The organism is Pandoraea pneumonica, assembly GCF_049918595.1.
GTDB classification, from domain to species: domain Bacteria; phylum Pseudomonadota; class Gammaproteobacteria; order Burkholderiales; family Burkholderiaceae; genus Pandoraea; species Pandoraea pneumonica_A.
Map to the genome: position 1 here is coordinate 538707 of NZ_JBNCRZ010000001.1, position 11328 is coordinate 550034.

Here is an 11328-nt window from a genome sequence, read left to right on the forward strand (position 1 = left end):
TCGATACCGGGACGATCAAGGTGGACGCCAGCGACCGGCTTGCTGCGAAAACGTGTGCGCGCATGACATGCCCAATCGCTCGAAAAGCCGACGAGGCACGAGCGCGGCCTCCATCATCTGCACGCCGACTTCCAGTGGATCGACGCTCTCGCGAATCACACTGTCGGCCACATCCTCCTCGAGTCCGACGGCACATAGATGCGCTCGCCACGTCGGCAACTCCGGCGCGAGAAAGGCCATCATCAAGTCGGGGATCAGGGCATTCAGAAACTCCCGCTCGGTGCGGGACAGCGTCGGCAACCACTCTCCGACAAATCGCACGAATGCGGCTTGATGCCGCATTTCGTCGCACGCGTGATCGGCTAGCAAAACACCCACCGGCGCATAAACGTCATCCGATGCCCCCGCGCGTCGCAGCGTGCCGGTAATCAAGGTCTCCGTCACCGTCGCGGCCGCCATGATCGCGAGCCCCCGGTATGCGTGAGGCACCGCCTCACACAACGCCAGCACCCGAATGACGCTGAGCGATGGCTGTTGTGGCAACGTGTAGCCTGTCTGCCGGTGAAGATCGCCGCGAAAACGTTCCATCATCCAAGTGTGGAACCCCTCGTCGGTGTAGATGGCCAACAAATCGTCCCGATGCACGGAAGCGACACCTGGAACATCGAGCATGTGCTCTACAGCGCGATTGACGATGAACAACTCGACGCGCTCCGTCTTGTTCAGATAATCGGCCAGACGCAATGCACTCAATTGCTGGCGTGCCGACTGTCCCAGGGCGCAAACACATGGGTGCACCGCATACGGCATCAACGACAGGTTGAAGAAAAGGTGATCGGGCAATAGCGGCGGAAACGGCGTGTCGCCTTGGCGACGACGCACCGCAGCCGCTTCATGCCATGGCTCAACCACGGGTCGCCGCCCGAGGTACGACCGCGCAGGACGGCACCCTGGGCTTCACCCCGTCGAGTAGCAACATGCTCGCTCGCTCCGGCCCGAGCCCAATACCCGCGAGGGAAGTGCCGATGTGGCGCTCGACAAAATCGATGAATCCGCCGAGCGCTGCATCCAGATGCCCTTCTCGTCCATGCGCCAGCGAACGTTCGGTGAGTCCGGGGTAAATCAGAACATCGGGAATACGTTCGCTCGGCAGCACGTCGCGGTGCACGCGCATCGGCACGCCCTGATACGACGACTGGAGATAGTGGGCCAAACAGTCCACCTTATTTAGATACAGGCGGTCTACGCCATGCGCTTTGATGACCTCGCGCAGTTGCGCAAGATCGAGCATGCCAATTCGACGTGGTCTGCCCGTACCTGTACCGTACTCGCCAGTCAGCATGCGCAGTGCTGCACCCACCTCGAACGCGTCGTTGGATCGCAATAGCGTATCGGCGCAAAAACGCTCGTGTTCATGCTCGACGCCGATGTGTTTTTCCGCGGCCTCTCGACAGTATTTCGCAGAACGTTCACCACCCAATTCAGACGGAAATGGGCCGCGTCCAACGCGAGACATGATCGCCTTCGCCACACCGATCGTCCGGCGGTGGTACTTCGGCGATAGATCGCCGCCCACGTAGGCGTAGGCGGGCACGGTGTGACTCGACGTCACATACGGCTGACTCCCATCAACAACATCGAGCAAGACGGATTGCGCGCCTTCGAACAGCACTCGCGCCCCCTGCGTGACACGCTTCGTGAGCCAACTGCGGTCGACTTCGACGTGCGGGCGCAGAAGCGTCATCGCTTCGGGCAGGCGCAGCAGCAGTTCCGACATCTCGGCGACCCAAGGCGATGTGCCACCATCGGCATTGATCATGGTGGTGAGTACCTGACGCATGGCCGCCACCGTTTCCGCCTCGTTATCGAGCAGATCGCCGAGCATGAAATTGACTCGCGCTTCATGGCGTACACGCAGCGCCCGGTCAGCGTAGCAAGGTCCGATGCCGTTGCCTGTGGTGCCGATGGCCGCGCTGCCACGTCTGTCGAGCGCGATATGGTGAGGCTGCACGAGTGCGGCGCGGGCGCTGATATGCAGACGGCCCTCTAGCTCCACCCCCATCTCGCGCAATTGCGTGATTTCGTCAGCGAGCTTCCACGGATTCAGCGCGCACCCCGATCCGATGTAGAGGGCCGCGTGCGGATGAAAGACCCCAGAAGGCAGTTGCTTGAGTGCGATACGCCCCAGCGGCGTGTCGATGGTGTGTCCGGCATTGGCACCGCCGTTGAAGCGTGCGATCACGTCGTACTCGGTCGCCAGTACGTCGATGATCTTCGCCTTGCCTTCGTCGCCGTATTGCAAACCGACAAGGACGTCGGCATATCCGACGGTGTCGTCTGGCGGGAGGGAGGCGGTAGTGGGGGTTGTAGAACGGGGAGCGGAAGTCATGCGCGTTGCATATCGTAGAAAAAACGGGGAATCGGGGCCTGCTGCGCCGCGAGTCTTTCGTAGACCCAACGGCCGACCGCAATGTCGAGAATGCCCATACCGAACGGCGAAAACACGATTGGACGATTTCGTGCCGGAATTTCGCCACCGCTCAGCAGATGGGGAAGTGATGTCGTCACAAAGCGTCGATGCCCCGTCGCCACTTCCGCGCGATGCAGCGATGTCATCGCTCGCATGCAGTGTTCGATATCGTCGACGACGTTGTAGGCCTCGAGCACTACCGCAGGGGCGAGATCGCGCAGCGACAGGTGTAGCACCACAGGGCAGTGGGAGAACCAGTCCGGGTTGTCGACATAGGGAACCGACGCTGTCGTCGTAAAGATCACGACATCGGCCTGCCGAATGGTGGATTCGAGCGAAGACTCGGTAGTGACTTCGTATCCGAGATGTGTCTGAATGCGCCCCGCAAGCAATGCAGCGTATCCCTCGTTCAGATCGTGCAGAACGATGCGTTCGATCGGGACATTCGCGAGTGGCAGACATTCGGCAACGTGTCGTGCGATCAGTCCCGTACCGACAAACGCGACGCGCACCGAACTTGGCGCTGCCAATCCACGTTTGACGAGACACCGCAGCGCGCTGATTGCGCTCGCCGCCGTGCGTGCGGCGCTAATAATGCTGGCCTCCATGCAGGCCATCGGATAGCCCGTCACGACATCGTTCAGTATCAGCACCGCGGACGCGCGTGGCATGCCGTGCGTAATGTTTTCCGGGAAGCTCGATATCCACTTGATGCCGGTGACCCCATCGCCATCGCCCGCATCGATGTGAGCAGGTAACGCGATGATGCGATTCGAGCGCCCGTCGGGAAAGCGCAGAAACTGACTCTCTGGATTGACGGTACGGCCAGCGTGATGCGCCCGATAAGCGGCTTCGACGGTATCGAGCACCGCGCGTCGGCCCTCGCGCACCACGGTATGAATTTGCTCTCCGGTGAACACACGGAATTGCGGCAGCGGTATCGCGTTCATGACAAAGACGGGCAAACCGTTTCGATGACGTGGGACTCGGGCATGCCCGCGTCTGACATTTGTGGGAAGCATCGCTTTACCCAGTTCGCGTCGTAGACGCCATCCAGATATTTGTCGCCCATATCAGGGGCGATGGCGACCACGGTGGCGTTTGCGTCGATACGCGCCGCTTCACGTTGCACCGCGCACAGCACACTGCCTGTCGAGCCACCGGCGAAGTAGCCGCGCCTTGCCAGCGCGTGACACATCCTGACGGCATCGATCTCGGGGACATGCACGATGGCGTCCGGCAATGATGGATCGCACAACTCAGGGCGCCGGCTCGTACCCAACCCCGGAATGTGACGCCGTCCCGGCGCGCCACCGAACGTGACAGAGCCCACGGTATCGACAGCAATCACGCGTGTCTGAGGATGGTTGGCGCGCACGTAGCGCAGACACCCCATCAATGTCCCCGTCGTCCCCGCGCCGACGAAGAGGTGATCGACCGTCGGGTATGCGGCGAAGATCTCCGGCGCGGTCCAGCGGTAATGGGCTCGCCAGTTGCTCGGATTCGCGTATTGGTTGATCCAGAGCCAGTCGTCGTCGCTTGCCAACTGTTCTTGAATCCAAGCGATGCGCGTTGCAAGGAACCCGCCTTGGGCATCACGTCGATCAACGCGTACGACACGCGCACCAAGCGCCTGCATCGTGTGTACGGCGTGCTGCGATGTGTTGGGGTCGGTCACACAAGTGAAGCCATAACCACGGTTCGCGCAGACCATTGCCAACGCCACGCCGAGGTTGCCCGACGACGATTCAATGAGCCGCGTGCCTTCGCGAATTCGCCCCTTGGCCTCGAGATCTTCGATGAGTTGGAGAGCCGGCTTGAGCTTGATGGAGCCCGCAGCGTTCAAACCTTCCAACTTGAGATGAACCGTTGCGGCGCACAAACCGTCAATGCCGGTGAATAGCGGGGCCGACGGTTGCAGAAAGGAATCGGACACGCACAGCGGCGGCTCGGAATCGGTGCACGCCGCGGGTATCGCTGGTACGGCTACCCTCGACAGGGTTTCGTGCGGATGCCCCACCATGCCTCTCCTGAAGTCTTGCCCGAAGGCAACGGAATGGCGTGGCTGATCGAAACTGTTCGCTCATGCACGCCGTGAAGCGTCATTTAAGCGAATGGCATCCGCGCCGAACACCTGCATGCTCATGTAGGACGCAGGGTGCGGCGTATAGAAGGGAAGAAAGATGGTGCGACTTAGCGCGGACGGCCACCGCGGCCGATGTCTTGAATACGAACGACGGCATTGCCCGCCGCGTCGGTCTTTTCGGGCACCTTCCAGGCGTGCCCATACACGAGCTCGAACGTCAGCGAAATCGTGCCGTCGCTGCCGCGTTGACGCTCCAGCGCCGCGCGCAGCGCCGCCAGACGATCGCGCCCGGTCAACCCGCTACGGCGCTCCGGCAGCGGATTCACGCCCAGCAGGCGCACATCTCGCAACAGCGTGTCCGGTGTCTCGAACGTGAGCGTGAGTCGCTCCATGTCCGTCACTGGCGTATCGAATCCGCTCGCCACCATCATGTCGCCCAGATCGTGCATATCGGTCGGCTCGAGCCCGTGTGGCACGTCATCGACTTCTGCCCATGCCGCCCGCAGTTCGCGCAGCGTGTCAGGACCGTAGGCCGAGAACATCAGCAGACCATCGGTGCTCAACACGCGATGCCATTCGGGAATCACGCGATGCGGCTCGCGATACCAATGCAGTGCGAGATTGGACCAGACGAGATCGAACGCACGCGGTGCAAAGGGCAGTGCAGAAAAATCGGCCTGCACGACGCCATACGGCGGGGTGCTGCGCAACAGGCGGCGCCAGCCAGTGGCAGCGCCCGCAGCCGCCGCTGCACTAGCCATGCCGTACGACGCGTCGAGGCCGACGCGGTAAGCATCGGGATAGCGCTCGCCGAAGGCCAGCAGATCGCCGCCCGTGCCACAACCAATGTCCAGCACTCGCTTGGGCTTCAATTTGATGTAGTCGAGCCGACTCGCAAGGCGCGACGCGACTTCTCTCATCAGGAAATCGGCCTCGGCCCATTGCGTTGCGCGGCGGTCGAACGCGGTGCGCAAAAAGCGGGCGGGAAACGGGGACAGGGGGGCGGCGGCAGGCTTCATGGGACGGGCGAAAAGGCGAGTCGGCAGTATACTCGCAGCTGCCCGACCGCATCCGGGCAGCGCCGCGCCCTGCCACCCCCTGATATCGCCTTGTCTATCCTCCGCACCACTCTCCCGCTGCTTGGCCGCTTCGCACAGGCGCTGTTGGGTATCGCCCTGCCCGATCACTGCGCGATCTGCGAGGCGCGTGCGTCGCGTCAGCTTTGTGCACGTTGTTCGCTGGCGTTCGATGAGGCGCGTGCGCAACCAACAACACGGTGCGTTAGGTGCGCGATTGCGATGCCCTACCAGGGGTATCTCGGCGATGTGACTCGTAGAGAAAGTGCGACAATTTGTCGCACCACCCCCGTTGTGTGCGGGGCCTGCTTGCGGCACCCACCCGCTTTTGACGCCGCGATTGCCCTAGCAGATTACGTAGCGCCACTCGATGCCCTCATGATTCGTCTGAAATACCATGGCGCGCTGCCACTGGCGCGCGAATTCGGCGAACGCCTCGGCGATGCGCTACTGCCGCATTGCGGTCGCGACCATGTCCGCGACGGCAGCGACGGCAGCGACGCTGGAGATAGTGAAACGTTACTTGTTCCCATACCGCTAGCCCCCTCGCGACTCGCCGCGCGTGGCTTTAATCAGGCGTGGGAGCTCACGCGCATTGCGGCTCGGCGTGTGCAACGCCCGGCAAGCGCGCGTTGGCTGCGTCGCGAACGTGCGACGGCTTCGCAGCGAGGGCTCACCCGGGATGTCCGACAACGTAATCTGCGCGATGCTTTTGTCGCCAGCGACCAAGTCCGAGGGCGACGTGTCGTGTTGATCGATGACGTGATGACCACCGGTGCGACGTGCCATGCTGCGGCACAGGCCCTCAAGCGCGCAGGCGCCACGTATGTGCTCGCCGCTGTCGCGTTACGCACGCCCTATTCCGAATAACCTTGCCCCCTGACTGCTCTTCGACCATGTTCAATGTCGTTCTCGTCTCACCGGAAATCCCGCCGAATACCGGCAACGTGATTCGTCTTTGCGCCAACACCGGTGCGCGTCTGCATCTGATCGAGCCGCTCGGCTTCCCGCTCGACGACGCACGCATGCGCCGCGCTGGCCTCGACTATCACGAGTACGCCGACATGAAAGTGCACAGCAACTGGGAAAATTTTCTGAGTACCGAGACCCCGGACCCGACGCGAATGTTTGCGCTCACCACCCGCGGGTCGCGCCCCTTCGGTGAACTGTCGTTCGCACCGGGCGACTGGTTCATCTTCGGCTCAGAGACGCGCGGCCTCGCGCCGGAGTTGCTCGACACCTTTGCGACCACGCAGCGCGTGCGTCTGCCGATGCGCCCGGGCAACCGCAGCCTGAACCTGTCGAACACGGTGGCCGTAGTGGTCTTCGAAGCGTGGCGACAACAGGGTTATGCAGGTGGGGCCTGAGAGGTTTGAGGGCGCAATGCATCGCGATACCGTTGCAGCATCGCGGTATCGAAGCAAACGAACGTCACACGCTCAATCGTCGGGAAATGCGGTAGCGCGTCGCGCATCGTGAAGACCGCCAGCGGCACGGCCAATTCCGCCGGGTAGCCGTAGACCCCACAACTGATCGCAGGAAATGCCACGCTCGTGCAGTCATTCTCTTCGGCCAACCGCAAACTCTCGCGGTAACAACTCGCGAGCAAGGCAGGCTCGTCGTGGGCGCCACCGTGCCAAATCGGCCCGACCGTGTGAATGACAAACTTTGCCGGCAGGCGGAATCCGGGGGTGAGCTTGGCTTGACCTGTCGCGCATCCGCCGAGCGCGCGGCAGGCAGCAAGGAGTTCCGGCCCTGCCGCCCGATGAATGGCGCCATCAACGCCACCGCCGCCGAGTAGTGACTCGTTGGCAGCGTTGACGATGGCGTCGACCGAACATTGCGTGATATCGCCTTGAATGGCGTCGAGACGGACAACTGGCGACATGGGCAGCGCTCCCTTGTAGCGAGTGGCGAGTGTCGATGGCCGCCGCAGGCCATCAGAGATTTGCCGCGGAGACAGACTTAAGCGTCGTCTTCCCGCTCGGCGCGTGCGTCGCGGCGCAACAGGGCTTCTACTGCCGCCCGCGCAGGCAAGCCGTCGAACAGCATCGCGCATACGGCATCGGTAATCGGCATGCTCACGCCATGCGCGTGAGCGAGATCTCGCACAGCCCGCGCACAACGTACCCCTTCAGCCACATGCCCCAGCGAGGCGAGCACGTCGTCGAGCGATTTGCCCGTGGCGAGTTGCAGTCCGACCGTACGGTTACGCGACAAGTCGCCGGTCGCCGTCAAAATCAGATCGCCGACACCGGCCAGCCCCATGAACGTCTCGGGTTTGCCGCCCAACGCCACGCCTAGCCGGGTCATCTCGGCAAGACCGCGTGTCACGAGCGCGGCACGCGCGTTAAGGCCGAGCCCCAAGCCATCGCCCACGCCCGTCGCAATGGCGAGCACGTTTTTCACCGCCCCGCCGACTTCGACGCCAACCACGTCGTCGCTCGAATAAATGCGTAGGGCACCGAAATGACAGGCGTCGATGGTCAGCTCACACAACGACGGCGAAGCACTCGCGACAGTCAGCGCGGCAGGCAACCCCTGCGCCACTTCCCGCGCAAAGCTCGGGCCCGACAGCGAGCCACCGGCCACGCCGGGGAATACTTCGGAGACGATTTGATGCGGCAACAGCCCCGTATCGGACTCGAAGCCTTTGCACAGCCAGATAAGATGTTGCGGCGGTTGTGCAGCGCTCGCCAGATGCCCGGCCAACGCCCGCAATCCCGCGACGGGGACAGCGGCAACACACAATGCTCGCTCGCCCGTGCCGTGCGCGAGAACGCTCGCAAAGTCGGCGTCGAAACGCAAACGCGGCGATAACGTGGCACCGGGGAGATAAGTGGAATTTTCGTGGGAGTCGCTTAGTTGCTTCACGAGCGCAGCATCGCGCGCCCAGAGGACAACATCATGGCGGGTGGCCATGTGACTGGCCATTGCGGTACCCCAGGCACCGGCACCGAAGACGGCAATTTTCATGAAGGCGACCTCGACGCAATGGCGTAGCTCACGCAGCTAAGCGCCCCGCTGGCCATCGCGTCGATCAAGCGCGGGAGCGCTTAGTGAGTCTTGGCGGACGAGCCGTCGGGCATCACGATGCCCGGTGCCGGCGTCTCGCCATTGGCCGCTTGTTGCTCGGCCAGTTGTGCCAGACGTTGCTCGTAGAGCGCCTGGAAATTGATTTCGGCCAGATGGATCGGCTGGAAACCGGCACGGCTGATGGCGTCGGCCACGTTCGCGCGCAGGTACGGGTAGACGATCGTCGGGCAGGCGATGCCGATGAGCGGATCGAGTTGTTCGACCGGCACGTTGCGGATTTCGAAAATACCGGCTTGCTTGCCTTCGACCAGGAACGCGACCTTGTCCTTGATCTTTGCCGTCACGGTGGCGATCACGGCCACTTCGAAGATTTCGTCGGCCAGACGCTCGGCGGCAACGTCGACTTGCACTTCGACCGTCGGCATTTCCTGTTCAAGGAAGATCGCGGGCGAATTCGGCTGCTCAAGCGACAGATCTTTCAGGTAGGAACGCTGGATGCTGAAAAACGGCTGATTCTGGTCGGACATTTCTTTTCCTTGGGATAAAACAGCCGCGCAAGGGCGCGGCTGGGCGGACTATTTTGCAGGCGGTTTCAGGCGGCTTGCAAGAGCGGCACGAGGCCACCGGCGCGATCGAGTGCCGACAGATCGTCGTAACCCCCGACATGGCGCTCGTCGATGTAGATCTGCGGCACCGTGCGACGGCCCGTACGGGTCATCATTTCTTCACGACGCGCGGGATCCTTGTCGATCAAAATCTTCTCGATTTCCTGAACGCCGCGCTGGCGCAGCAGGCGTTCGGCCATTTGGCAATATGGGCACACTTGCGTGCTGTACATCACGATCTTCGGCATAACGACAACTCCTCGGTTACTTCACGACCGGCAAGCCGGCTTCCTGCCAAGCGGCAAGACCGCCCTGGAGGCTGAACGACTCGGCATAGCCGAGATTGCGCAGCAACGTCTGGGCGCGCGCCGAGCGTTGACCGCTCTTGCACACGATGAGTACCGGTGCTGCCTTATTCTTGATGACCTGCCCGACTTTTTGTTCCACGTCGTCGAGCGGCACGTTGCGTGCGGACGGCAAGTGGCCGCCTGCGAATTCCTCTGTCGAGCGCACGTCGAGAACCACGGCGCCTTTGCGGTTAATGAGCTGCGTCGCTTCCATCGTGGACAAACCACGACCGCTGCGCTTGAAAACCGGCCATGCCAGCATGCCACCCGAAACGAGGGCAATGGCGATCAGCGCGAGGTTGGTGTAATCGGCAAAGAACTTCACAAGCCACCTGAAAAATATCAAAAGAATCCGATCATTATAAAATAATCCGAGATTGCGCCGACGGGTCACGTTGCCAATCGTTGCGCCGGACGTCCGCGGCGGCTTGTTTGCCGCCCCCTTCGCCCCTCGGCCGCTGCCGCTACGCCCTTACTGGGCGGTGCTGCGCGGGGTGCTGCGAGCCGCCTCCGACCCCGCTGGCTGCCCCCGCTTTCCTACTCTGACTGAAGCTGCTCATGTACAAGCTCGTTCTTATCCGCCACGGCGAATCGACGTGGAACAAAGAAAATCGCTTCACCGGCTGGGTCGATGTCGACCTGACCGAAAAGGGCGTCGCCGAAGCCAGCCAGGCCGGCAAACTGCTCGCCGAAGCCGGTTTCGCGTTCGATCTGGCGTACACCTCGGTGCTCAAGCGCGCGATCCGCACGCTTTGGCACGTGCAGGACGCCATGGACCAGATGTGGATTCCCGTGGTCCACACGTGGCGCCTGAACGAGCGTCACTACGGTGCGCTCGCCGGCCTGAACAAGGCCGAGACCGCCGCCAAATACGGTGACGATCAGGTGCACGTCTGGCGCCGCAGCTACGACACGCCGCCGCCCCCGCTCGCCGCAGACGACGACCGTAGCTCGTACAACGATCCGCGTTACGCCAAGCTCAAGCGCGAAGAGATTCCGCTCACCGAGTGCCTGAAAGACACCGTCGCTCGCGTGCTCCCGCTGTGGAACGAATCGATCGCCCCGGCCGTGCGTGCTGGCAAGCAAGTGCTCGTCGCCGCACACGGCAATTCGCTGCGCGCCCTTATCAAGCACCTGGACAATATTTCGGACGACGATATCGCCGGCCTGAACATCCCGAACGGCACGCCGCTCGTGTATGAACTGGACGCCGATCTCAAGCCGATTCGCCACTACTATCTCGGCGATCAAGACAAAATCGCCGGTGCACTGGCCGCCGTCGCTGCACAAGGCAAGTCGAAGTAAGTCCCCGCAAAGGACGTTTGAAGTCTGACGGGCGGTCGCGACACCCAAGTGTCGCGACCGCCCGTTTGCTAGGTATCCCCGTCACATCCACGCCATCACACCGCCATCCTCACGCCATTGGCACTGCGTGCAAACCCGCATAGGTAATACGGTGTAACACGTCGATATGACGGTTTGCGCAGCGATTGCCGTGGTTTGAAACCCACGCCACCCGGCTCGTCAGGCGCATCTAACCTGCCAATCCCACGCGATATCGGGCCACGCTTCACGGAAAATTCACGCAAAGGCCGCATCGGATGGAACTTTTCGGAGAACCACTCCGGAAAACTCCCTGTCGAATGGGCAATGTCCGCCCCGTTGGCAAACGGTTATACTTCGCCAAAGTGCGCGCGCCCATTGGCGC

At 62.2% G+C, this 11328-nt stretch carries 13 protein-coding genes; 3 read left to right on the plus strand and 10 right to left on the minus strand.

The annotated features are described in order from the left end of the window. Positions 1 to 15 precede the first annotated feature (15 nt). The 5 genes from ACPWR9_RS02520 to ACPWR9_RS02540 form a co-directional block, all read right to left on the minus strand. Positions 16 to 912 (minus strand): diiron oxygenase, encoded by an 897-nt coding sequence (locus tag ACPWR9_RS02520; protein WP_426312823.1) that lies wholly within the window; start codon positions 910 to 912, stop codon positions 16 to 18. Continuing rightward, entirely contained in the window at positions 905 to 2389 is a 1485-nt protein-coding gene (locus tag ACPWR9_RS02525; protein ID WP_426312826.1) for an adenylosuccinate synthetase, read from the minus strand. The genes ACPWR9_RS02520 and ACPWR9_RS02525 overlap by 8 nt, the downstream gene beginning before the upstream one ends. Beyond that, positions 2386 to 3420, minus strand: a complete 1035-nt coding sequence (gene sbnB, locus ACPWR9_RS02530; RefSeq protein WP_426312827.1) for a 2,3-diaminopropionate biosynthesis protein SbnB — start codon at positions 3418 to 3420, stop codon at positions 2386 to 2388. The genes ACPWR9_RS02525 and sbnB overlap by 4 nt, the downstream gene beginning before the upstream one ends. After that, positions 3417 to 4406, minus strand: a complete 990-nt coding sequence (gene sbnA, locus ACPWR9_RS02535; RefSeq protein ID WP_426312829.1) for a 2,3-diaminopropionate biosynthesis protein SbnA — start codon at positions 4404 to 4406, stop codon at positions 3417 to 3419. Before sbnA ends, sbnB begins: the two co-directional genes overlap by 4 nt. 257 nt (positions 4407 to 4663) lie before the next feature. Continuing rightward, positions 4664 to 5575, minus strand: coding sequence for a methyltransferase domain-containing protein (locus tag ACPWR9_RS02540; protein WP_426312832.1), 912 nt, complete (start codon positions 5573 to 5575; stop codon positions 4664 to 4666). Positions 5576 to 6010: 435 nt separating this feature from the next. Between ACPWR9_RS02540 and ACPWR9_RS02545 the strand changes: the two genes are divergently transcribed. Beyond that, positions 6011 to 6502 (plus strand): ComF family protein, encoded by a 492-nt coding sequence (locus tag ACPWR9_RS02545; RefSeq protein WP_426312833.1) that lies wholly within the window; start codon positions 6011 to 6013, stop codon positions 6500 to 6502. 26 nt (positions 6503 to 6528) lie between these two features. Beyond that, positions 6529 to 6999, plus strand: a complete 471-nt coding sequence (gene trmL, locus ACPWR9_RS02550) for a tRNA (uridine(34)/cytosine(34)/5-carboxymethylaminomethyluridine(34)-2'-O)-methyltransferase TrmL (RefSeq protein ID WP_426312835.1) — start codon at positions 6529 to 6531, stop codon at positions 6997 to 6999. Here the strand turns inward: trmL and ACPWR9_RS02555 are convergent. The 5 genes from ACPWR9_RS02555 to ACPWR9_RS02575 form a co-directional block, all read right to left on the minus strand. After that, positions 6981 to 7520, minus strand: coding sequence for an O-acetyl-ADP-ribose deacetylase (locus tag ACPWR9_RS02555; RefSeq protein ID WP_426312837.1), 540 nt, complete (start codon positions 7518 to 7520; stop codon positions 6981 to 6983). The two genes, trmL and ACPWR9_RS02555, sit on opposite strands and share 19 nt — an antisense overlap. 77 nt (positions 7521 to 7597) lie before the next feature. Then, positions 7598 to 8608 carry an NAD(P)H-dependent glycerol-3-phosphate dehydrogenase gene (locus ACPWR9_RS02560; protein ID WP_426312840.1) on the minus strand — a complete coding sequence of 337 codons (1011 nt, stop codon included), beginning with the start codon at positions 8606 to 8608 and terminating at the stop codon, positions 7598 to 7600. Positions 8609 to 8688: 80 nt separating this feature from the next. Beyond that, on the minus strand, positions 8689 to 9195 hold the full coding sequence (gene secB / locus ACPWR9_RS02565) for a protein-export chaperone SecB (RefSeq protein WP_150679894.1): 507 nt from the start codon (positions 9193 to 9195) through the stop codon (positions 8689 to 8691). A gap of 65 nt (positions 9196 to 9260) precedes the next feature. Further along, positions 9261 to 9521: a glutaredoxin 3 gene (gene grxC / locus ACPWR9_RS02570; protein WP_150679893.1), complete on the minus strand. Its 261-nt coding sequence runs from the start codon at positions 9519 to 9521 to the stop codon at positions 9261 to 9263. Positions 9522 to 9537: 16 nt separating this feature from the next. Beyond that, positions 9538 to 9945 (minus strand): rhodanese-like domain-containing protein, encoded by a 408-nt coding sequence (locus ACPWR9_RS02575; RefSeq protein WP_426312842.1) that lies wholly within the window; start codon positions 9943 to 9945, stop codon positions 9538 to 9540. Between the two features lie 233 nt (positions 9946 to 10178). Here ACPWR9_RS02575 and gpmA point away from each other — a divergent pair, with 233 nt between their 5' ends. Continuing rightward, the gene (gene gpmA / locus ACPWR9_RS02580) at positions 10179 to 10925 is read left to right on the plus strand and encodes a 2,3-diphosphoglycerate-dependent phosphoglycerate mutase (RefSeq protein ID WP_058377095.1); all 747 of its coding nucleotides are present in this window, start codon (positions 10179 to 10181) and stop codon (positions 10923 to 10925) included. Positions 10926 to 11328: the final 403 nt, after the last annotated feature.